At 72.6% G+C, this 20,390-nt stretch carries 19 protein-coding genes; 11 read left to right on the top strand and 8 right to left on the bottom strand.

From position 1 onward, the window contains the following. The first annotated feature begins 13 nt into the window (after nt 1-13). Both pip and ACNNMR_RS07185 read left to right on the top strand, forming a co-directional pair. Nucleotides 14-976 (top strand): prolyl aminopeptidase, encoded by a 963-nt coding sequence (gene pip / locus ACNNMR_RS07190; protein WP_419993683.1) that lies wholly within the window; start codon nt 14-16, stop codon nt 974-976. Between the two features lie 67 nt (nt 977-1,043). Then, on the top strand, nt 1,044-1,895 hold the full coding sequence (locus tag ACNNMR_RS07185) for a hypothetical protein (protein WP_419993682.1): 852 nt from the start codon (nt 1,044-1,046) through the stop codon (nt 1,893-1,895). Nucleotides 1,896-1,912: 17 nt separating this feature from the next. Here ACNNMR_RS07185 and ACNNMR_RS07180 read toward each other — a convergent pair whose 3' ends face one another. Genes ACNNMR_RS07180 through ACNNMR_RS07170 form a run of 3 tightly spaced genes read right to left on the bottom strand, consistent with a single transcriptional unit; the run spans nt 1,913 to nt 4,279 of the window. Continuing rightward, nucleotides 1,913-2,428: a DUF402 domain-containing protein gene (locus tag ACNNMR_RS07180; RefSeq protein ID WP_419993681.1), complete on the bottom strand. Its 516-nt coding sequence runs from the start codon at nt 2,426-2,428 to the stop codon at nt 1,913-1,915. Further along, a complete protein-coding gene (locus ACNNMR_RS07175; protein ID WP_419993680.1) occupies nt 2,425-3,615 on the bottom strand; it encodes a MalY/PatB family protein in 1,191 nt (396 codons plus the stop codon). Before ACNNMR_RS07175 ends, ACNNMR_RS07180 begins: the two co-directional genes overlap by 4 nt. 13 nt (nt 3,616-3,628) lie before the next feature. Further along, a complete protein-coding gene (locus ACNNMR_RS07170) occupies nt 3,629-4,279 on the bottom strand; it encodes a TetR/AcrR family transcriptional regulator (RefSeq protein WP_419993679.1) in 651 nt (216 codons plus the stop codon). 85 nt (nt 4,280-4,364) lie between these two features. Here ACNNMR_RS07170 and ACNNMR_RS07165 point away from each other — a divergent pair, with 85 nt between their 5' ends. Then, nucleotides 4,365-5,516: an acyl-CoA dehydrogenase family protein gene (locus tag ACNNMR_RS07165; RefSeq protein WP_419993678.1), complete on the top strand. Its 1,152-nt coding sequence runs from the start codon at nt 4,365-4,367 to the stop codon at nt 5,514-5,516. Here the strand turns inward: ACNNMR_RS07165 and ACNNMR_RS07160 are convergent. Further along, entirely contained in the window at nt 5,503-6,279 is a 777-nt protein-coding gene (locus ACNNMR_RS07160) for a class I SAM-dependent methyltransferase (protein ID WP_419993677.1), read from the bottom strand. The genes ACNNMR_RS07165 and ACNNMR_RS07160 overlap by 14 nt on opposite strands. Before the next feature lie 83 nt (nt 6,280-6,362). Between ACNNMR_RS07160 and ACNNMR_RS07155 the strand changes: the two genes are divergently transcribed. The 5 genes from ACNNMR_RS07155 (at nt 6,363) to ACNNMR_RS07135 (ending at nt 13,067) form a co-directional block, all read left to right on the top strand. Continuing rightward, complete coding sequence (locus tag ACNNMR_RS07155; RefSeq protein ID WP_419993676.1) at nt 6,363-6,869, top strand: winged helix-turn-helix transcriptional regulator; 507 nt, start codon at nt 6,363-6,365, stop codon at nt 6,867-6,869. A gap of 146 nt (nt 6,870-7,015) precedes the next feature. After that, complete coding sequence (locus tag ACNNMR_RS07150) at nt 7,016-9,349, top strand: glycosyl hydrolase family 95 catalytic domain-containing protein (protein ID WP_419993675.1); 2,334 nt, start codon at nt 7,016-7,018, stop codon at nt 9,347-9,349. A 53-nt stretch (nt 9,350-9,402) separates the two neighbouring features. Next, complete coding sequence (locus ACNNMR_RS07145; protein WP_419993674.1) at nt 9,403-10,026, top strand: helix-turn-helix domain-containing protein; 624 nt, start codon at nt 9,403-9,405, stop codon at nt 10,024-10,026. Then, on the top strand, nt 10,023-12,368 hold the full coding sequence (locus tag ACNNMR_RS07140) for a VIT domain-containing protein (protein ID WP_419993673.1): 2,346 nt from the start codon (nt 10,023-10,025) through the stop codon (nt 12,366-12,368). Before ACNNMR_RS07145 ends, ACNNMR_RS07140 begins: the two co-directional genes overlap by 4 nt. A gap of 93 nt (nt 12,369-12,461) precedes the next feature. Further along, on the top strand, nt 12,462-13,067 hold the full coding sequence (locus ACNNMR_RS07135) for a TetR/AcrR family transcriptional regulator (RefSeq protein ID WP_419993672.1): 606 nt from the start codon (nt 12,462-12,464) through the stop codon (nt 13,065-13,067). Between the two features lie 13 nt (nt 13,068-13,080). Here ACNNMR_RS07135 and ACNNMR_RS07130 read toward each other — a convergent pair whose 3' ends face one another. The 3 genes from ACNNMR_RS07130 to ACNNMR_RS07120 all read right to left on the bottom strand — a co-directional run bounded on the left by ACNNMR_RS07130 (nt 13,081) and on the right by ACNNMR_RS07120 (nt 15,935). Continuing rightward, nucleotides 13,081-14,064 (bottom strand): glycoside hydrolase family 6 protein, encoded by a 984-nt coding sequence (locus tag ACNNMR_RS07130; RefSeq protein WP_419993671.1) that lies wholly within the window; start codon nt 14,062-14,064, stop codon nt 13,081-13,083. Nucleotides 14,065-14,105: 41 nt separating this feature from the next. Further along, complete coding sequence (locus ACNNMR_RS07125) at nt 14,106-14,567, bottom strand: MaoC family dehydratase (protein WP_419993670.1); 462 nt, start codon at nt 14,565-14,567, stop codon at nt 14,106-14,108. Between the two features lie 69 nt (nt 14,568-14,636). Next, the gene (locus ACNNMR_RS07120) at nt 14,637-15,935 is read right to left on the bottom strand and encodes a serine-threonine protein kinase (protein WP_419993669.1); all 1,299 of its coding nucleotides are present in this window, start codon (nt 15,933-15,935) and stop codon (nt 14,637-14,639) included. A gap of 116 nt (nt 15,936-16,051) precedes the next feature. Between ACNNMR_RS07120 and ACNNMR_RS07115 the strand changes: the two genes are divergently transcribed. Genes ACNNMR_RS07115 through ACNNMR_RS07105 form a run of 3 tightly spaced genes read left to right on the top strand, consistent with a single transcriptional unit; the run spans nt 16,052 to nt 19,134 of the window. Then, nucleotides 16,052-16,825 carry an SDR family oxidoreductase gene (locus tag ACNNMR_RS07115; protein ID WP_419993668.1) on the top strand — a complete coding sequence of 258 codons (774 nt, stop codon included), beginning with the start codon at nt 16,052-16,054 and terminating at the stop codon, nt 16,823-16,825. A gap of 10 nt (nt 16,826-16,835) precedes the next feature. Next, on the top strand, nt 16,836-18,491 hold the full coding sequence (locus ACNNMR_RS07110; RefSeq protein WP_419993667.1) for an AMP-binding protein: 1,656 nt from the start codon (nt 16,836-16,838) through the stop codon (nt 18,489-18,491). A gap of 19 nt (nt 18,492-18,510) precedes the next feature. Then, the gene (locus ACNNMR_RS07105; protein WP_419993666.1) at nt 18,511-19,134 is read left to right on the top strand and encodes a TetR/AcrR family transcriptional regulator; all 624 of its coding nucleotides are present in this window, start codon (nt 18,511-18,513) and stop codon (nt 19,132-19,134) included. A gap of 40 nt (nt 19,135-19,174) precedes the next feature. Here ACNNMR_RS07105 and ACNNMR_RS07100 read toward each other — a convergent pair whose 3' ends face one another. Further along, nucleotides 19,175-20,389 (bottom strand): acyl-CoA dehydrogenase family protein, encoded by a 1,215-nt coding sequence (locus ACNNMR_RS07100; RefSeq protein ID WP_419993665.1) that lies wholly within the window; start codon nt 20,387-20,389, stop codon nt 19,175-19,177. Between the last annotated feature and the right edge of the window lies 1 nt (nt 20,390).

Below are 20,390 nucleotides of genomic sequence, written 5' to 3'. Positions count from 1 at the left end.
TGGCTACGGCCCTATGGGAAGCGATCTTTACCCGGTCTCCGAGCCGTACGCCGAGGGCCTGCTCGACGTCGGCGACGGCAACCTCGTCCACTGGGCGGCCTGCGGCAATCCGGACGGCAAGCCGGCGCTGGTGGTCCATGGCGGCCCGGGCTCCGGCGCGGGCACGTCCTGGACGCGCTGGTTCGACCCGGCCGCGTACCGCATCGTCCTCTTCGACCAGCGCGGATGCGGCCGCAGCACCCCGGACGCCGGGCTGGTGACCACCGACCTGTCGGTCAACACCACCCAGCACCTCATGTCCGACATGGAGCAGCTGCGCGAAAACCTCGGCATCGAGCGCTGGCTGCTCTTCGGCGGCTCGTGGGGCGCGGCGCTGTCCCTCGCGTACGCGGAAGAGCATCCCTCCCGCGTCTCGGAGATCGTCCTCGTCTCCATCACCAACGGCACGCCGCGTGAAGTGGAGTGGATCACCCGCGACATGGGCCGGATCTTCCCCGCCGAATGGGCCCGCTTCCGCGACCACCTGCCGCCCGACCTCCGCGACGGCAACCTCGCCGCGGGCTACGCGCGGCTGCTCGCCGACCCGGATCCTGCCGTACGGGACGCCGCGGCGGTGGAGTGGTGCCGCTGGGAGGACACCCACGTGGCCACCCACCCCGGCCACAAGTCGGACCCGCGCTACGCCGACCCGGTGCTGCGGCTGCGCATCGCGCGCCTGGTGACGCACTACTGGGGGAACGACCATTTCCTCGAAGACGGCATCCTGCTCCGCGAGGCCGGCAAGCTGGCCGGTATCCCAGGCGTCCTGGTGCACGGCCGGCTGGACATCAGCGGGCCGCTGGACACGGCGTGGCACCTGGCGGCGGCGTGGCCGGACGCCGAGCTGGTGGTGATCGGCGAGGCGGGGCACGGGGCCGGGAACGACGCGGTGCGCGCGGCGCTGGTCGCGGCGACGGACCGCTTCGCGGGCTCTTGATACCTTCACGATCCCTTCGCCCGCCGGAGTCTCGACGCTTGGGTTACCCGCCGGTTACAGTGCGCCGGTGACCGTACGAGACGACGCATTGCACGTGCTCACAGCCTTGTTGCTGACCCCCGCCCAGTTCCCGGCCGCCCTCGGCGACGACTACCCGGAGGCCTGCACGGCGCTCGGCCTGCCGCCCGCGGCGGAGGGCTACGGCCTGGTGCTCGGGCAGGACGGCGAGGGTGCGCGCTGGACCGTGGCGGTGGCGGATGTGTCGGGGGTGGCGGGCGCGATTGCCGCGTGGGACTGCGGCATGGAGGCGGAACTGACCCCGTCGGGAGAGGTGGCCTCGCTCCCGGGCTGGCCGCTGGAGCTGGCGGTGTCGGCGCCTGACGTGCCGGAGCCGCATGATCCTCCGGAGGAGGCGTACGAGGAGGGGCTGCCGGTGCTCGCGCCGCCGAGCGGGGATGAGTGGGGGGCGGCGCAGCGGCGGCTGGTGGCGGATGAGATAGCGCTGCAGTGGCGGGCTTGGCGGGAGCAGTTGGAGGAGGGGGAGCCTGCGGCCGATGAACCCGCGGGTGAGTCCGCGGCCGATGAACGCGCGGATGAGTCCGCGGCCGATGAACCCGCGGATGACTCCGCTCCCGACGGCGCGACGGAACTGAACTCTCGCACCCGCCGCGTCATCGACGCCCTCCACGCCTACGTAACCGACCCCCCGCCCCCCGGCCGGATCCGCTCCTCCTACGCCACCGAGGACGCCCGCACCCTCCGCGTCGACGGCCCCGGCTGGTCCGTCGTCGCCCGCACCGACGACCTCGCCTTCATGCTCCTCGACGACGAGCCCGGCGAGATCTTCCCGGTACGGCCCGGCCCATCGCTCCCCGGACTCCTCGCCGACCTGGACGCGATCGCCGCCCGGCCCGCCTGACGTGCGGGGCGCGTCTCTTACGCCACCTGCTCCAGCCACCGCCCGTACGCCGCCTCCGTGAACGGCGCGCGGGCCGCGGCCACCTCCGACACCAGCCAGCGGGCGGTCCGTTCGGCGGTGTCGATCACGTCGGGCGGGTAGCCGTAGCGGACCTGGTGGTCGGCGAATTCGTCCTCGTCCACCAGCAGTGCGCCGGGCTTGTCGCGGCGCCGGATGACGTCGAGATCGAGGTCGACCCAGCTCACCTCCGCCGCGGAGCGCCACTGCGCCGGTGTCGTCACATCGACGTACACCTCCGTCGACTTGGGCGCGGCGTTGAAGGTCGCCGACCACCACGCCTCCGGGTCGTGCGGCACCAGATAGACGTACGCCCACGGGAGCGGCTTCACCGGATCGTGCCCCTTGCACAGCGGCGTGTGCGCCGGGGCGCCGAGCCACACCCCGTGCGCGTCCTCGCCGAGGCGGCGCATGGTCACATTCCAGTGCAGGGAGCCGTCGTACTTCCGGTATACCGCGCGCACCATCTCCGTCATGGCGCGATGGTAGTAGCCATACGATCAACCGCCTCCGCCAGGATGTCCGGGTGGGTGGCGAAGTTCAGCCGCGCGAAGCCCGCGCCGCCGCTGCCGAAGTGGATGCCGTTCGACAGCGCCACCCGCCCTCGCTCCAGGAAGGCCGCCGCCGGATCGTCGCCGAGGCCCAGCGCGCGGCAGTCCAGCCACGCCAGGAACGTGCCCTCCGGGATGCGGTATCCGACCCCAGGCAGCCGCTCCGCGAGCAGCGCGGCCAGCAGCCGCCGGTTCTCGTCGAGGCCGGCGAGCAGCGCGTCGAGCCAGTCGCCGCCGCCGCGGAAGGCCGCCGAGTGCGCGATGGCGCCGAGGTGGCTCGGGCCGTGGCTGACCTCCTCCGGCACCGTCGCGAGCTCCGCGGCCGCGTCCGCACCGGCCACCGCGAGCGCCGCCTTCAGCCCGGCGAGATTCCACGCCTTCGACGCCGACAGCAGCGCAAAGCCGCGCTCCGCGCCCGGCACCGTCAGATACGGGACATGCCGCGCGCCCGCCGGCACCAGCGGCGCGTGGATCTCGTCGGCGATCACCCGCACGCCGTGCGTGGCGGCCAGCTCGGCGACCGCGGCCAGCTCGTCGGCGGTGTGCACGGTGCCGGTGGGGTTGTGCGGGCTGCAGAGCAGGTACGCGGCGGGGCGGCCGCCCGCCCGGGCGTCGGCGAAGGCGGTGGCGAGGGCGTCCAGGTCGAGGCGGTACGTACCGGCGCTGAGTGGAGCCTCGACCACCCGCCGATCCATGTGCGTCGTGAAGGCGTAGAACGGCGGATAGACCGGGCAGTTGACCACGACGGCGTCGCCGGGGCCGGTGACCAGCTTCAGGATCTCGACGATGCCCATCATGACGTCCGGCATCAGGTACGTCTGCTCGGCCGGCACCCGCCAGTCCCAGCGCCGCTTGGCGAAGTCAGCGAGGGCGGCGTCGTACGGGTCGCCCATGGCGTATCCGGTGTCCCCGAGGTCGACCGCGGTGTGCAGCGCCTGCGCCACCGGCTCGGCGAGAGGGACGTCCATCTCGGCCACCCAGACGGGCAGCACGTCCGGGTCGTAGACCGTCCACTTGGCGCTGGTGCGGCGGCGGAGCTCGGGGAGGGTGAGTTGGCGCAGGGGGTTGGCGGACTGGGCTTCCAGCTGGGGTATCGCGGGATCCGAGGCCATGTGGCCATCGTAATCAGCGGGTCGTGGGCAGGCTCGTGAACTGGATCTCCAAGCCGTCGACCAGCGCCCGCAGCCCTGTCTCGAAGGCGCCCTCGTCCACCTCCTGCTGGTGCCCGGCGAGCAGGTGCGCCTGGCCCAGGTGCGGGTAGTCGGCCGGGTCGTACGCCTCGGGGTCGTCGACGAAGCCGCCGGCGAAGGAGCCGAGGGCGGAGCCGGCGACGAAGTAGCGCATCAGCGCGCCGATCCGCGTGGCCTGGGCCGGCGGCCACCCCGCCTGCACCATGCCGCCGAAGACCGCGTCGGCCATCTTCAGCCCGGCCGGGCGGCGGCCCGGGCCCTGGGCCAGGAACGGGACGATGTTCGGGTGCTCGGTGAGGGCCGCCCGGTACGAGCGGCCCCAGGCCAGCAGCGCGTCGGGCCAGCCGGTGCGGTCGGGGATGCCGGCGAAAGGCGACAGGTCGACCTTCGCCACCACCACGTCGGCCGCGGCGGCGAGGATCTCGTCCTTGTTCCGGAAGTGGTTGTAGAGCGACGGGCCGCTCACTCCCAGCTCGGCCGCCAGCCTGCGGGTGGAGAGGGCGGCGAGGCCCTCCGCGTCCACGAGGGCGAGGGCGGCTGTGACGATGCGCTCACGGCTGAGCAGGGGCTTGCGGGGGCGGGCCATGACGCAGATAGTAGATCCAGCGCGTAAAACTAGCACTGCTAATTTCTCACTGCTGATTTCTTACTCGAACCGGAGAGGTGTCGCCGTGAACCTCGGGCTGACCGCAGAACAGGAAGCCGTCCGCGACCTCGCCAGGGACTTCACCGACCGCGAGATCCGCCCGCACGCGGCCGCGTGGGACCGGGCGGAGAGCGTCGACCGCGCGATCGTGAAGAAGCTCGGTTCTGTCGGCTTCCTCGGGCTGACGATCCCGGAGGAGTACGGCGGCTCGGGCGGCGATCACCTCTCGTACGTGCTGGTGACGGAGGAGCTCGGCCGCGGCGACTCGGCGGTGCGCGGCATCGTGTCCGTATCCCTGGGCCTTGTCGGCAAGTCGATAGCCGCGTGGGGGAGCGAGCAGCAGAAGCGGCAGTGGCTGCCCCGGCTGACCAGCGGCGAGGCGCTGGGCTGCTTCGGCCTTACGGAGCCGGGGACGGGGTCCGACGCGGCGAATCTGACGACGAAGGCCGTGCGGGACGGCGACGACTGGGTGATCGACGGCGCCAAGATGTTCATCACGAACGGCACTTGGGCGGACGTCTGCCTGCTCTTCGCCCGTACGAGCGACGCGCCCGGCCACAAGGGCGTCAGCGCCTTCCTGGTGCCGACCGACGCGGCCGGACTCACCCGCCGCGAGATCCACGGCAAGCTCGGGCTGCGCGGCCAGGCGACGGCGGAGCTGGTGCTGGAGGGCGTACGGGTGCCGGACTCGGCGATGGTGGCGCCCGAGGGCAAGGGCTTCTCGGTCGCCATGTCCGCGCTGGCCAAGGGCCGGATGTCGGTGGCGGCCGGCTGTGTCGGCATCGCGCAGGCGGCGCTGGACGCGGCGGTCGGGTACGCGGGGGAGCGGGAGCAGTTCGGCGCCCCCATCGCGGACAAGCAGCTGGTGCAGGAGCTGCTCTCGGACATCGCGGTGGACGTGGACGCGGCGCGGCTGCTCACCTGGCGGGTCGCGGACCTGATCGACCGCGGCCAGCCCTTCGCGACGGAGTCGTCGAAGGCGAAGCTCTTCGCGAGCGAGGCGGCGGTGCGGTGCGCGAACAACGCGCTGCAGGTCTTCGGGGGTTATGGCTATATCGATGAATACCCGGTGGGCAAGCTGCTGCGGGACGCGCGGGTGATGACCCTGTACGAGGGCACCACCCAGATCCACAAGCTGCTGATCGGGCGGGCGCTGACGGGAGTCAGCGCGTTCTGACGCCGTAACCCAGGTATGTCACCACCGGCTTGCCGTCCGGCTCCGCGACCATGTCCACGAGCTCCGGCAGCTCCGCGTCCGTGATCTCGCCGCGGCGGCGGGCGCGGGTGGCGGTGACGAGGCTGCGTACGCGCCGGGGCTTGAAGGCGCGGACGGCGCCGGGGTCGACGCCGTGGCGGGTCAGGGCGGCCGCCATCTCGTCCGGAGTGCGGAGCCGTTCGGCGGCGTAGCGGCCGGGCGGCATGATGCGGGTGGCGCCGAGGCGTTGGAAGGCGCCCAGGTAGATGAGGCGGGCGACCGGCGTCCGGTTGACGGTGTCGTACGCGAGGAGGCCCTCGGGCCGGAGGGCGCGGGCGGCTTCGGCGACGGCGCGGTCGAGGTCGGCGGTGACCTCGAAGGTGTCGGCGGCGTAGACGAGGTCGAAGGCGGCGGTGTCGACGCCGAGCTCCGTGGCCGGGGCGGTGCGGGCGTCGATGGCGGCGGCCAGCCCCGCGCGCTCGTGCGCCTCGCGGGCCAGGGCGGTGGCGTCCGGCGACGGGTCGACGGCGGTGACGGCGAAGCCGAGCCCCGCAAGGCCGGCGGCGAGCGGCCCGCGCCCGCCGCCGATGACGAGCGCGCGGCCGCCTTCGACGCCGACCCCGAGCCGTTCGAGCAGGCCGGTCACGTACTCCATGCGCACGCGCTGGAAGGTCACGGCGCGGATGTGGCGGCCGTCGACGGAGTCCGGCGAGTCGAGCGCGATCGATGGGGTGGTGCTGGGCATGGCCACACGCTCCTCGGTGCTGGGTTCCTTCAAGAAACCTAGCATTGATGGGTTCCCTCAGGGAACTCGACTAGGGTGTCCTCATGACCAGGACTCCGCTCTCCGGTGTGGCCTGCTCCATCGCCCGCGCCACCGATCTCTTCGGCGACGCCTGGACCGCGCTGATCATGCGCGACGTGCTCACCGGCGTCACCCGCTTCGACGACATCGCCGCGGACCTGGGCGTCTCGCGCAAGGTCCTCGCCGCCCGGCTGGCCCGCCTGGTCGAGGAGGACGTCCTCGTCCGCGAGCGCTACCAGGAGCGGCCGCCACGTGAGCACTATGTGGCGACGGAGAAGGGCCAGGAGCTCTACCCCGTGCTCCTCGCCCTCATGAACTGGGGCGACCGCTGGTACGCGGGCGAGTCCGGCCCGCCCGTCCGGCTGCAGCACGTCGGCTGCGGCGAGGAGACGACGGCGGTGTGTGCCTGCGCGGTGTGCGGCGAGCCGCTGACGGCGGACGACACGGTCGAGCTGCCGGGACCCGGCGGGCGTACAGGGCCGGGGACTCAGGTGCTGGGTCCGCTGCTGGCATCCCGAGTGCACGACTGACATCCGACGTATTGCCGCTCACCGCGACCCGTCGTGACCGCCCGTACGGTCAACTCCCCACGTTCATCCGATGTTTGTGGCGTCGGAGGGCTTCCGGTGGGCAAGCGCTTGCTGCATTCTCCTGCGGGAGGAGATTGGAGCCCGACATGCCTTCACGACGGACCGTCCTGGGCGGCGCCCTCGCCGCCTCCGCCTCTGCCGGCCTTCCCGTTACGGCCCATGCCGCCGCTCGGCCCAGCGCCGATCCCGATCCCGGCCCCGGTCGCGGACCCGGCGCCGCCCTCATCCACGACAGCGCCTGGACCCAGGTCCTCGACGCCGCCGACCTCGTCTGGCAGCGCACGCCCACGACCTGGTACGAAGGTCCGTTCCTCGGCAACGGCTACCTCGGGTCCAGCATCTACGCCCACCCCGACGACACCAACGCCCTCCGCTTCCACGTCCAGCACAGCGAAGTCCAGGACCACCGCCCCGAGTTCGGCTCCCTCTTCGGCCTGGCCCGCCTCCCCATCGGCCACTTCACCCTCGAACCGGTCGGCACCATCACCGCCGTCGACTGGCGCCTGCACCTCGCCGCCGCCGAGCTCACCGGCACCATCACCACCACCGCGGGCACCCTGAAGCTCCGCGCCCTGGTACACAACTCCCGCTCCGTCCTCGCCATCGAGGTCACCCCGACCCCCGGCGAGCGCGCCTTCCGCTGGGTCTTCCACCCCGCCGAGGCGATCAGCCCGCGCGCCGCTTTCAAGGAGCCCCCGCCCGGCTATACGGGCAACCCGCCCGCCACCGTCGCCGACCACGACGGCACCACCGCCGCCACCCAGCCGCTCACCGCGGGCGGGCAGCACGTCACCGCCTGGCGGGAGCGCACCCGCGGCGCCACCCGCACCCTCTACGCCGCCGTCGCCCACTCGCACCCGGACGACGCCGCCCTCGGCCGCGCGCTCAAGACCGCCCGCGCCGCCGCCACTTACCCGTACGACGCCCTCGCCGCCACCCACCGCCCATGGTGGCGCGCGTACTACCGCAAGAGCTTCCTCTCCCTCCCCGACGCCCGCCTCCAGTCCTTCTACTGGATCCAGCTCTACAAGGCCGCTGCCGCCGCCCGCCGCGACGCCCCGGTGATGGCCACCTGCGGCCCCTGGCTCGAACCCACCCCCTGGCCCGCCACCTGGTGGAACCTCAACGTCCAGCTCGAGTACTGGCTCATCCACGGCGCCAACCACCTGGAGCTCGACGCCCCCACCCGCGCGCTGAGCGAGTTTCGCGACCAGCTCACCGCCGAGGTCGCGGAGCCGTACCGCAAGGACTCCGCGGGCATCCCGCGGACCACCGACATGCGGCTGCGCAATGGCGCCGCCTCCGCCACCGGCGGCTACGGCGTCGGCATCCCCGGCCAGAACCCGCCCACCCCCGAGGTCGGCAACCTCACCTGGGCCCTGCACAACGTCTGGCTCAGCTACCGCCACACCATGGACGAGTCGATCCTCCGCGACACCGTCTTCCCGCTCCTCCGCAAGGCCGTCAACTACTACCTGCACTTCCTCACCCCGGCCGCCGACGGCAAGCTCCACCTCCCGGCCACCTTCTCGCCCGAGTACGGCGTGGACGCCCCCGACTGCAACTACGACCTGATGCTGCTCCGCTGGGGCTGCTCGACGCTCCTGGAGGCGTCGGATCTGCTCGGCATCGACGACGAACTGGCGCCCCGCTGGCAGGAGGTGCTCCGCAAGCTCACCCCGTACCCCGTCGACGACAACGGCTTCATGATCGGCGCCGGCGTCCCCTTCGCGAAGTCCCACCGCCACTACTCCCACCTGCTGGCGGTGTATCCCCTGTACGAGATCACCTGGGAGCAGCCGGACCAGCGCAAGCTGATCGAGACCTCCCTCGACCACTGGGTCAGCTTCGAGGGTGCCCTCCAGGGCTACACCTTCACCGGCGCCGCCTCCATGGCCGCGCAGATGACGGACGGCGCGCGGGCGCTCGGCTATCTGGACCGGCTGATGAGCGACTTCATCCAGGCGAACACCATGTACAAGGAGTCCGGCCCGGTCATCGAGACGCCACTGTCGGCGGCCCAGTCGCTGCACGACATGATCTGCCAGAGCTGGGGCGGGGTGATCCGCGTCTTCCCGGCTGTCCCGGCCGCCTGGCAGGACGTCGCCGTGCACGACTTCCGTACGCAGGGCGCCTTCCTGGTGAGTGCGGTGCGGGAGGGCGGGGAGACGAGCTGGGTCCGGCTGCGGAGCGAGGCGGGGGCGCCGTGTGTCGTACGGCATGGGGTCCGGGGCGCGGTGGAGGTGCGGGACGAGGGCGGTGAGCCGGTTCCGTACGAGGAGATGACGGCGGGGACGCTCCGGATCGAGCTCGGGAAGGGGGAGGTGGCGGTGATCCATCCGAAGGGGGCGGAGCCCGACTTCACGGTCGCGCCGGTGCGGCCGAATGCTCCGGCGAAGCGCTGGGGGCTGCCCAAGTAACTGTCAGCGTCCGGGAGTTGACGCTGCAATAATGTCAGTGTCACTGTTGCGGTATGGCCGTGACCTGGACCCTGGCAGAGCTCGCCGAGCGCGCCGCCGACGAGCTGCGCTCCGGCGAGCCCGCGCCCGCGTCCTCGAACGGCCGTGTGCGGGACGTGCCCAGCGCGCGGCTGATCCGCTGGTACACGACGATCGGCCTGGTCGACCCGCCGCTCACGCGGCGTGGCCGGGTCGCGTTGTACGGGGAGCGGCATCTGCTGCAGCTGGTGGCGGTCAAGCGGCTGCAGGCGCGCGGGCGTTCCATCGCGGAGATCCAGAGGCTGCTGGCCGGGGCTACGGATGACCGGCTGGCGGAGGTGGTGGGGCCGGAGGCGCGGGAGCGCTTCTGGGCGACGGCGCCCGTACCCGCGCCCGTGCCCGTACCCGCGCCCGCGCCCGAGGAAGCCCAACCGGCCTCCCCGGCCGCCCCCGTCGTCGTCCCGGCCCTGCGCCTCGCCCCCGGCGTGACGCTCCTGGTCGACGGCGCGCCCCGTACGCCCGACGCCGCCGACCTGGCCGAGCTCGCCGAAGCCGCCGCCCCCCTGCTCGCCACCCTCCGCGCCCGCGGACTCACCGGAGCCGACACCTCCGCCCCGGAAAGCGACCCGGAAACCGACCCGGAAGGGAGCGCATCATGACCGTCCCCATCACCCCGCTCGAAAAGGACGACTACGCACCCCTCCAGGACGTGGACGAGGACGCGGGCCTCGGCGCCCTGCGTACGGACAAGGGCAACCTCCCCCTCGAAGCGGTCGACATCACCGCCCAACTGACCGGCCTGATAGCCGGGGTGACGGTGACCCAGGACTTCCGCAACGCACACGACGTGCCGCTGGAGGCCACCTACATCTTCCCGCTCCCCGACCGAGCGGGCGTGACCGCCTTCCGGATGGAGGCCGGCGACCGCGTGGTGGAGGGCGTGCTCAAGGAGCGCGGCCGGGCCCGCGAGGAGTACGACCAGGCTGTGGCCGAGGGGCGGCGGGCGGCGATCGCGGAGGAGGACCGCCCGGACGTCTTCACCATCCGGGTCGGCAACATCCTCCCCGGCGAGACCGTCCGCGTCCGCCTGACGATGAGCCAGCCGCTCCCGTACGAGGACGGTGCCGCCACCTTCCGCTTCCCCCTGGTCGTGGCGCCCCGCTACATCCCGGGCGCCCCGCTGGCCGGCACGCCGTCGGCCGGCACCGGCACCGAGCCGGACACGGACGCGGTCCCGGACGCCTCCCGCATCACGCCGCCCGTGCTGCTGCCCGGCTTTCCTTCGCCGGTGCGGCTGTCGCTCGCCGTGGATGTCGACCCCGCCGGGCTCGAGCTGGAGGAGATGCGGTCGAGCCTGCATGTGGTCGAGACGGCGGAGCCGGGTGGCGTACGGCTGAAGCCGGGGGAGCGGCTCGACCGGGACTTCGTGCTGCGGCTGCGCTTCGCGGCGTCGAGCTCGCTGGCGCTGGTGCCGGACGTGGAGGCCAAGGACGAGGGCACGTTCGCGCTGACGGTCGTGGAGCTGGAGCCCTCGGAGGGGCTCGCGCGGCCCCGCGACGTCGTCCTGGTCCTGGATCGCTCCGGCAGCATGTCCGGCTGGAAGATGGTCGCCGCCCGCCGCGCGGCGGCCCGCATCGTCGACACGCTCACCGCGCGCGACCGCTTCGCGGTCCTCTCCTTCGACACCGTGGTCGAACGCCCCGACCGCCTCCCGTCCGGCCTCGTCCCGGCCACCGACCGCCACCGCTACCGCGCCGTGGAACACCTCTCCCGCCTGGAGTCCCGCGGCGGCACGGAACTGCTGACACCACTGCGCGAGGCGAGCGGCCTGCTGGCGACCGGGGAGGAGGCCGGCCGCGACCGGGTGCTCGTCCTCGTAACGGACGGCCAGGTCGGCAACGAGGACCAGATCCTCCAGGAGTCGACCAAGGCCCTCTCCGGCGTACGCATCCACACGGTCGGCATCGACCGCGCCGTCAACGCCGGCTTCCTCGGCCGCCTCGCCGCCCTGGGCAGCGGCCGCTGCGAACTGGTCGAATCCGAGGACCGCCTCGACGACGCGATGGAATCCATCCACCGCCGCATCGCCGCCCCACTGGCGATGGACCTGACGGCGACGGGCGCGGACCTGGAGCTGATCCCGGATACGGTCCTCTGCCCGAGCTCCTTCTTCCCCGGCGTCCCGCTGACGGTCCGCGGCCGCTACCGGGCCGCGGGCCCGGACGCGGCGGTGACGGTGCAAGGCCGCTCCGCGACGGGCGAGCAGTGGCGCCGCACGGTCCCGGCCGCCGGCCTGACGGACCGCCCAGGAGTACGGACGGTATGGGCCCGCGCCCAGCTCCGAAGGCTGGAGGACCGCTACGCGGCGGGCGCCCACGCGCTGGAGCGCGAACTGGTCGAGACATCGCTGCGCCACGGCGTGCTCTGCCGCTTCACGGCCTTCGTCGCGGCCGACACGCAGGTGGTCGCGGAGGGCGGCCCGGGCCACCGGGTCACCCAGCCGGTGGAGCTCCCGAGCGGCTGGGGGATGCCGATGCCCCCGGCGCCGTCGGCACCCGGCTCGGGCTTCTACGTCCAGCAGCAGGCCGCGTACGGACAGCCCGAGATGGGACCGGTACGGAGGAAGGCCAAGCTGCGCCGGCCCTTGCTCTCCCAGGACGCGGCGACCGCCCACCGCCCGTCCTTCAGCGCCCCACCCGAAGCGGCGGACGTGCCCACCCCCGCCCCCTTCCAGGACCACCTGGCAGAAGAGCTCCGCCGCCTCCACGAGGCCGCCACCCTCCCCGCCCTCGACCGCCGCCGCCACCTCGCCGACCTCGGCAGCCGCCTCCAGGCCCTCGCCGCCGACAACCCGCGGCTACGCGCCCTCGCGGAGGACCTGCGCGAAGCCGAGCACCCGGACACGGACCTGGACGCCCTGTGGCACAGGACGGTAGAACTCCTCACGGAGCTGACCACCCCTGGGGAGCCACCCGCCCGCGCGTTCTGGAAGCGCACCTAGCATCCCCCTCCCGACTCCGGGCTCTAAGCGCTTGCTCACCCCACGTTGTAGGGTGTGGGCTGCTGGACTGAAGGAGGATCGGGAGGGTGCGCGATGGGCGACGCGGTGGAGTCCGCCGGGTGGTCGGACGTGGAGCCGGATGCGGCGCGGCGGCTGCTTGAGGGGGCCGTGGAGGCGTTTGCCGAGCGCGGCTATCACGCGACCACCACCCGGGACATCGCCGGGCGGGCCGGGATGAGCCCTGCCGCGCTGTACATCCACTACAAGACCAAGGAAGAGCTGCTCTACCGGATCAGCCGGTACGGGCACGAGCGGGCGCACGCCATTCTCGCCAAGGCCGCGGCGGCCGACGGCAGCCCCGCCGAGCGGCTCCGCCTCGCCGTGCACACCTTCGCGCGCTGGCACGCCGAGCACCACACCACCGCCAGGGTGGTGCAGTACGAGATCTCCTCGCTCGGCCCCGAGCACTACGAAGAGGTGCTCGACCTGCGCCGCGGCATCGACCGGCTGCTGCGCGGGATCATCGAGGACGGGGTCGCCGCCGGGGACTTCAGCGTCGATGACGTGCCCGGCACGGCGCTCGCGGTGCTGTCGCTGTGCGTGGACGTGGCGCGCTGGTTCAACGTCAACGGGCCGCGGACACCCGACGAGGTCGGCGCGCTGTACGCCGACCTCGTGCGGAGGATGGTGGGGGCCTAGCCCCCGCGAAAGGTCACCGCCCCTCGATCAGCCCCATCGCCAGCTCCGGCGAGAACTGCCCCGCCGCCATGTCCGGTGCCACCCCGCAATTCCCGTCCGACGCCCCCGGCGTCTTCACCCACAGCAGCATCTCCGCGCCGCCCGGGCCGCCGGTCTTCGCCGCCGGGCCGAGCTTGCGGCCGCCGGGGTTGCACCACTCGTGGTTGGAGCCGTTGCCGTTGCGGCTGGTGTCGATGACGTACGGCTTGGTGTAATCCGCGTTCCGCCGCAGATCGTCGTTGATCTCGCGGGCGAAGTCGCCGGACTCGCCGCTCTCGTAGTAGTTGGCCACGTTGATCGAGAAGCCGTGCGTGTTCCGCAGCCCGGCCGCGTCCAGGCGCTCGGCCATCTGGGGCGCCGGCTTCCAGTGGGCGGTGCCCGCGTCGAGGTAGGTCCAGGCGTTCGGGGCCTTGTCGCGCAGCGCCTCGGTGGCGTGCCTGATCAGGTCCGTACGCTCCTTCTGCTCGGACTCCGACAGGCATTCGTCCAGCTGGGGGAGGGCGTCCGGCTCCACCACGACCAGCGCCGGGCGGTCGCCGATGCCGGCCGCGAAGTCCTCGATCCAGGACCGGTACTCGGCGGCCGTCTCCGCGCCGCCGCCCGAATGGCCGCCGCAGTCGCGGCCCGGGATGTTGTACGCCACCAGCAGCGGCAGCTTGTCGTCCTTCGCCGCGGCACGGGTGTGATCCGCGACCGAGGCGCGCACGTCCGCGTCCCAGGGGCCGAACCAGCGGGCCATGGGCTTCTTCGCGATCGCGCGCCGGATGTCGGCGGCCCGCGGATCGCCGGCGTTGTCGCGCGCCCAGACGGCGGGCGGCGAGTCCGGGTCCACGTAGAAGCCGCGGGTGAGCTTTACGGGGTCGGGGTCTGCGGCCGCCGCGGGGGGTGCGGCGGCCGCGAGCAGGAGAGCGGCCAGGGTCAGGGCAGGGGTCAGCAACTGTCGTATACGCATGCGCAACCAGGAGCCGGCCCCCAGGGTCCGCCAGGCGCGGGGCCGTTCTAGAAGTAGTAGCGGCTGACGGACTCCGCGACGCACACCGGCTTTTCGCCGCCCTCGCGCTCGATCGTGAAGGCCACGGTGAGCTGGGCGCCGCCGGTGACGTCGGCGATGTCGACGATACGGGCGGTGGCCCGCACCCGCGACCCGACGGGGACCGGGGCGGGGAAACGGACCTTGTTGGTGCCGTAGTTCACGCCCATCTTCGCGCCCTCCACCGCCAGCAGCTGCGGGCCGAAGAGGGGGAGCAGGGAGAGGGTCAGATAGCCGTGCGCGATGGTGGTGCCGAAGGGGCCCGCCGCCGCCTTCCCGGGGTCCACGTGGATCCACTGGTGGTCGCCCGTGGCCTCGGCGAACTGGTCGATGCGCCCCTGGTCGACCTCCAGCCAGTCGGAGTAACCGAGCTGCTCGCCGACGGCGTCCTTGAGCTCCTCGACCGACTTGAAGATGCGCGGCTCTGCCATGTCCGTTCCTCCGGCCCTCGTTCGTATGCTCTAAGCAACTGCTTAGCATGCTCGCCGGGTCATGCTGTGTCAACGCCCCGCGCGCCCCGCCGCCAGCACCAGCCGCGCCAGCTCCTTGTGGCAGATATCGCTGTGCGCCCCCGCCGGCGCGCCGCCGGTCTTGACCACCGCCGCCGCGTCCACGCTGACGCAGCCCTTGGCGGGCAGGGCGTCCGCGGCCAGCGCCTCCTTCAGGGTGAGGTTCTTGGTGCCCGTGACCGCCTTGATCCCGTCGAAGCCCAGCGCGCCCCAGCGCTCGGCGCCGGGCAGCAGGCTCTGGTCGTCCCTGGCCATCCGGGCGGTCAGCGGGTAGAAGGTCCGCAGTGCGGTGTCGTGCTTGGAGTGGCAGGACACCAGCGGGCCCGCGATCCGGCGGTGCATGCCGTTCAGGGCGCCGGCCTGGCCCTTGTCGTGCGGGAGTTTCGGGGCGAAGGCGTAGTGCGAGAAGGCGCCCTGGAGCAGCGTGACCGAGGCGACCTGGCCAGGGGTGGCGGGCAGGGCGCGCAGCGCGTACGAGATGAGGCGGGCGCCGAAGCTGTGGCCGATCAGGTGCAGGCGGGCGTCGGGCGCGGCCTTGGCGATGCGTTTCAGGGCGGGGCCGAGGCCGCGCTGGCCGACCGTGCCGGCGCGGCGCTTCATGGCGTAGTACGTGGCGCCGCGCAGGAGTTCGCGGCCGCCGTCCCACAGCGCGGCCGGGTGCTGCGGATCCGGTGCGACCTCGTCGAGCGCCGTCGCGAACTCCGCGAGGACCGTCTCCGCGTCGGCGTCCTCGGCGAGCGCCAGCGGGACGGCCTCCTGGGCGGGCTCGTCCGCCATGTCGGGGGCGACGGTACGGGTCGGATTGCCGGGGTCGAGCTCCAGCAGCCTGCGCAGCAGCCGCAGGAATTCCGCGTACCGCTCGGGCTGCCCCTCGGGGCGCTCGGCGAGCAGCTCGGAGATCCGGGCGACCGTGTGGGTGCGGCCGGGGAACTGGGCGCCCAGCATCCGCTGCGTGGGTGTGTCGAGGCCGGGGGCGGGTGGCCTCGGCGGCGCCGCGGACCGCGGGAAGTCCGGGATCGGCTCGTCCGAGAAGCGCATCGCCGGCCACAGCACGCCGACGTACCCGAGCCGCACATCCGGGCCCGCGAGCCCCGGGAACGGGGCGAAGAAGCGGCTGTAGAGGCTCGTGGCGATGGACCGGTCGTTGTTCCAGCCGTGGCTGAAGAACAGCAGGTCCGTGACGCCCTCCTCGGCCGCCTGCCGCTCGATCCTGCCGCGCTGCGAGGCGTTCACATCGCCCTCGGCGTCGAAGGTCAGCTCCCAGTACGGGCTCACGCTCATCTCAGGCATGCCAGCCAGCGTGGCAAGCTCTCCGCGGCACGAGAAGAGGCCGAGCGGACCCCGGCCCGCAACGTCCGGTTCCACCCCCTTCCCCCGTACATACCGACCGGTTAGTCTGTCGCGTCATGGACTCCTTCCGGGACGCTGCAGTGGTGGTCACAGGTGCCGGCGGTGGCATTGGTGCCGCGCTGGCCAGACGGTTCGCGGCCGCGGGGGCGGCGGTCGTGGTGAACGATCTGAACGAGGGCAAGGCGCAGGCGGTCGCCAAGGAGATCGGCGGGATCGCCATCCCCGGCGACGCCTCCGCGGTCGTCCCCGAGGCCCGCGACGCGCTCGGCGGCCGGATCGACGTCTTCTGCGCCAATGCCGGCGTCGGTACGGGCGGCGGCCCCGACGCGCCCGAGGACGACTGGGCGACCGCCTGGGACGTGAACGTGATGGCGCACGTCAGGGCGGCCCGCGAGCTGCTGCCCGAGTGGCTGGAGCGGGGCGAGGGACGCTTCATCGCGACCGTCTCCGCGGCCGGGCTGCTCACGATGCTCGGCTCGGCCCCGTACAGCGTCACCAAGCACGCCGCCTACGCGCACGCCGAATGGCTCGCCGCCACCTACGCCCACCGCGGCGTCAAGGTGCACGCGATCTGCCCGCAGGGCGTGCGCACGGACATGCTCAGCGACACCGGCGCGGCGGGCGACCTGCTGCTGCGCCCCGGCGCGATCGAGCCGGACGCGGTCGCCGAGGCGCTCTTCGCGGCCGTGGCCGAGGACCGCTTCCTGGTGCTGCCGCACCCGGAGGCGGGCGAGTACTACGCGGCCCGCGCCGCTGACCCGCAGCGTTGGCTGCGCGGCATGAACAAGCTGCAGCGCGACCTGGAAGAGCGAGCAGACCGAAACCTGTGAAGGGACCGCAATGACGCGCTCCGCATACGAATCGATGCCCTGGCTCGCCCAGCTGACCGAGGCGCAGAAGGCACCCATCCAGCCGGCCGAGACCGTGCTGCACTCCTTCCGCGCGGCCGCGGCGCAAGCCCCCGACCGTACCGCCTTCGCCTACTTCGACGGCCGGCTCTCGTACCGCGAGGCGGACGAGCTCTCCGACTCCATCGCCGGGCACCTGGCCGCGGCGGGCTTCGAGCAGGGCGACCGGCTGGCGCTGATGCTGCAGAACACCCCGCACTTCGTGCTGGCGCTGCTCGGCGCCTGGAAGGCGGGCGGCACGGTGGTGCCGGTCAATCCCATGTACAAGTCGGGGGAGCTGACGCATCTGCTCGCCGACGGCGGCGTGAAGGCCGTCGTCTGCTCCGACCGGGCGTGGGAAGGCGTGCTGCGGGGCGCGGCCGAGGGCTCGCAGGTGAGCATCGTGCTCACCGCCTGCGAGCTGGAGCTGCAGAGCCGCGATGACGAGCGGGTGCTGGGCTTCGAGCGGCTGCCGCAGGCCGCGGACGCCGCCGACCTCCTGGCCGTGGCGCGGGCCGGCCACGCCGCCCCGGCCGGGCGCGAGCTGACCGGCGAGGACGTGGCGCTGATCAGCTACACGTCCGGCACCTCCGGCCGCCCCAAGGGCGCGATGAACACGCACGCCAACATCACGTACAACGCCGAGCGCCAGGCCACCGGCCTCGGCATCCCCGAGGGCGGCGTCTATTTCGCGCTCGCCCCGCTCTTCCACATCACCGGCATGGTCGTGCAGCTGGCCGGGTGTCTCGCGAACGCGGGGACGCTGGCGCTGGCGTACCGCTTCGACCCGGGCGTCGTCCTCGACGCCTTCGCCGAGCACCGGCCGCACTTCACCGTCGGCCCGTCCACGGCGTTCATGGCGCTGGCCGCGCACCCGGCGGTCAGCCGCGAGCACTTCACCTCGTTCACGTATATCTCCTCCGGCGGCGCCCCGCTGCCGCCCGCGCTGGTGGACGGCATCGAGGAGCGGCTCGGCGTCTACATCCACAACGGCTACGGCCTCACCGAATGCGCCGCCCCCTGCACCAGCGTCCCGCCGGACCGCCGCGCGCCCGTGGACAAGGTGTCGGGCACGCTGTCGGTGGGCGTGCCCGGGCCGCAGACGGTGGTACGGGTCCTCGACGACGCCGGCGCGGAGGTGCCGCTCGGCGAGACCGGCGAGATCGCCGTACGCGGCCCGCAGGTCTCGCCCGGCTACTTCGGCCGGCCCGAGGCCACCGCGGAGGGCATGCCCGGCGGCGAACTGCGCACCGGTGACATCGGCTTCATGGACGAGGGCGGCTGGCTCTACGTCGTGGACCGCAAGAAGGACATGATCAACGCGTCCGGCTTCAAGGTGTGGCCGCGGGAGGTCGAGGACGTCCTGTACACGCACGCGGCGGTGCGCGAGGCCGCGGTGGTCGGCGTCGCCGACGCGTACCGCGGCGAGACGGTCAAGGCCTACGTGAGCCTGCGGCCGGGGGCCGAGGTGGCGCCCGATGAGCTGGCGGGATACTGCAAGGAGCGGCTGGCGGCGTACAAATACCCGCGCGAGGTGGAGATCCTGCCCGAGCTGCCCAAGACGGCGACGGGCAAGATCCTGCGGCGCGAGTTGCGCTCCGGGTCCTGAGCGAGGAAAGGTTACGGCCATGGCCAGATCTACGAGAGGCGTGAGCGCGAGCGCGACGCAGGCGCCGGGCGACAGCGCGCCGGTGCCCCAGCGGCTCCTCGCCGCCGCCACGCGGCTCTTCGCGGAGCAGGGCTTCGACCGTACCTCCGTGCAGGAGATCGTGGAGGCGGCCGGGGTGACCAAGGGCGCCCTGTACCACTACTTCGGCTCCAAGGACGACCTGTTGCACGAGATCTACGCGCGGCTGCTGCGGGTGCAGCAGGAGCACCTCGACGCCTTCGCCGAGTCGGGCGCGCCGGTCGAGGAGCGGCTTCGTGAGGCGGCGGCGGATGTCGTGGTGACGTCGCTGGAGAACACCGACGACGCCACGATCTTCTTCCGCTCGATGCACATGCTCGCCCCCGAGAAGCAGAAGCAGGTGCGGGCCGACCGGCGGCGCTATCACGAGCGGTTCCGGGCGCTGATCGAGGAGGGCCAGGAGTCCGGCGTCTTCAGCAACGCGACGCCCGCCGACCTGGTCGTGGACTACCACTTCGGCGCGATCCACCACCTGAGCAGCTGGTATAAGCCGGACGGGCCGCTGTCGCAGCAGCAGATCGCGGATCATCTGGCGGACCTGCTGATGAGGGCGCTGCGCCCGTAGGGGTGGAGGTCTGGGGGCGGCGCCCCCAGACCTCCACCCGTCAGAGGTACTGCTTCAGTTCCCGGCGCGCCAGCGACCGCTGGTGGACCTCGTCCGGGCCGTCGGCCAGGCGCAGCGAGCGGGCTGCCGCCCACAGCTCGGCCAGCGGGTAGTCCTGGCTGACGCCGCCCGCGCCGTGGAGCTGGATCGCCTTGTCGACGATCTCCAGCACCGCCCGCGGCGTCGCGATCTTGATGGCCTGGATCTCGGTGTGCGCGCCGCGGTTGCCGACGGTGTCCATCAGCCAGGCCGTCTTGAGTACGAGCAGCCGCAGCTGCTCCACCTGCACCCGCGCGTCGGCGATCCACTGCTGGACCACGCCCTGCTGCGCGAGCGCCTTGCCGAAGGCCGTACGGCTCGTGGCACGGCGGCACATCAGCTCGATGGCGCGCTCCGCCATGCCGATCAGTCGCATGCAGTGGTGGATGCGGCCGGGGCCGAGCCGCGCCTGCGCGATCGCGAAGCCGCCGCCGACCTCGCCGACGATATTGGCGGCCGGCACCCGCACCCGGTCGAAGACGACCTCCGCGTGGCCGCCCTCGGACTCGTCGACGAAGCCGAAGACCTGCATGGGGCGGCGGACTTCGACGCCGGGCGTATCGCGCGGGACGAGGATCATGGACTGCTGGCGGCGGGGGTCGTCGCCGTTGGGGTCGGTCTTGCCCATGAGGATGAAGATCTTGCAGTCCGGGTTCATGGCGCCGGAGATGTAGAACTTCCGGCCGGTGATGACGTAGTCGTCGCCGTCGCGCTCGATGAGGGTGCCGATGTTGGTGGCGTCGGAGGAGGCGACCTCGGGCTCGGTCATCGCGAAGGCCGAGCGGATCTCGCCCGCCAGCAGCGGCTCCAGCCACTGCTTCTTCTGGTCCTCAGTGGCGAACTGGGCGAGCAGCTCCATGTTCCCGGTGTCGGGGGCGTTGCAGTTCAGCGCCGCCGGGCCGAGGTGCGGGCTGCGGCCGGTGAGCTCGGCGAGGGGGGCGTACTGGAGGTTCGTCAGCCCGGCGCCGTACCGCTCGTCGGGGAGGAAGAGATTCCAGAGTCCCCGCTTGCGGGCCTCCTCCTGGAGCTCGGCCAGGATCGGGGTCTTCTTCCACGGGTCGGCCGCCTCCGCGCGCTGGCGGACCGCCACCTCCTCGTTCGGATACACGTGCTCGTCCATGAACGCGAGCAGCTGCTTGCGCAGCTCCTCGGTGCGGGCGTCGTAGGCGAAGTCCATG

The sequence above is a fragment of the Streptomyces boninensis genome (assembly GCF_048572725.1).
Classification (GTDB): domain Bacteria; phylum Actinomycetota; class Actinomycetes; order Streptomycetales; family Streptomycetaceae; genus Streptomyces; species Streptomyces boninensis.
This window is presented reverse-complemented; position numbering and strand designations above follow the sequence as displayed.

Bases quoted from the DNA above. Each gene is read 5' to 3' on its own strand.
- pip (WP_419993683.1), top strand. From the start codon at position 14: ATGGGAAGCGATCTTTACCCGGTCTCCGAGCCGTACGCCGAGGGCCTG.
- ACNNMR_RS07100 (WP_419993665.1), bottom strand. From the start codon at position 20,389: ATGGACTTCGCCTACGACGCCCGCACCGAGGAGCTGCGCAAGCAGCTG.
- ACNNMR_RS07105 (WP_419993666.1), top strand. From the start codon at position 18,511: ATGGCCAGATCTACGAGAGGCGTGAGCGCGAGCGCGACGCAGGCGCCG.
- ACNNMR_RS07115 (WP_419993668.1), top strand. From the start codon at position 16,052: ATGGACTCCTTCCGGGACGCTGCAGTGGTGGTCACAGGTGCCGGCGGT.
- ACNNMR_RS07155 (WP_419993676.1), top strand. From the start codon at position 6,363: ATGACCAGGACTCCGCTCTCCGGTGTGGCCTGCTCCATCGCCCGCGCC.
- ACNNMR_RS07160 (WP_419993677.1), bottom strand. From the start codon at position 6,279: ATGCCCAGCACCACCCCATCGATCGCGCTCGACTCGCCGGACTCCGTC.
- ACNNMR_RS07125 (WP_419993670.1), bottom strand. From the start codon at position 14,567: ATGGCAGAGCCGCGCATCTTCAAGTCGGTCGAGGAGCTCAAGGACGCC.
- ACNNMR_RS07180 (WP_419993681.1), bottom strand. From the start codon at position 2,428: ATGACGGAGATGGTGCGCGCGGTATACCGGAAGTACGACGGCTCCCTG.
- ACNNMR_RS07135 (WP_419993672.1), top strand. From the start codon at position 12,462: ATGGGCGACGCGGTGGAGTCCGCCGGGTGGTCGGACGTGGAGCCGGAT.
- ACNNMR_RS07170 (WP_419993679.1), bottom strand. From the start codon at position 4,279: ATGGCCCGCCCCCGCAAGCCCCTGCTCAGCCGTGAGCGCATCGTCACA.
- ACNNMR_RS07120 (WP_419993669.1), bottom strand. From the start codon at position 15,935: ATGCCTGAGATGAGCGTGAGCCCGTACTGGGAGCTGACCTTCGACGCC.
- ACNNMR_RS07145 (WP_419993674.1), top strand. From the start codon at position 9,403: ATGGCCGTGACCTGGACCCTGGCAGAGCTCGCCGAGCGCGCCGCCGAC.
- ACNNMR_RS07175 (WP_419993680.1), bottom strand. From the start codon at position 3,615: ATGGCCTCGGATCCCGCGATACCCCAGCTGGAAGCCCAGTCCGCCAAC.
- ACNNMR_RS07110 (WP_419993667.1), top strand. From the start codon at position 16,836: ATGACGCGCTCCGCATACGAATCGATGCCCTGGCTCGCCCAGCTGACC.
- ACNNMR_RS07140 (WP_419993673.1), top strand. From the start codon at position 10,023: ATGACCGTCCCCATCACCCCGCTCGAAAAGGACGACTACGCACCCCTC.
- ACNNMR_RS07150 (WP_419993675.1), top strand. From the start codon at position 7,016: ATGCCTTCACGACGGACCGTCCTGGGCGGCGCCCTCGCCGCCTCCGCC.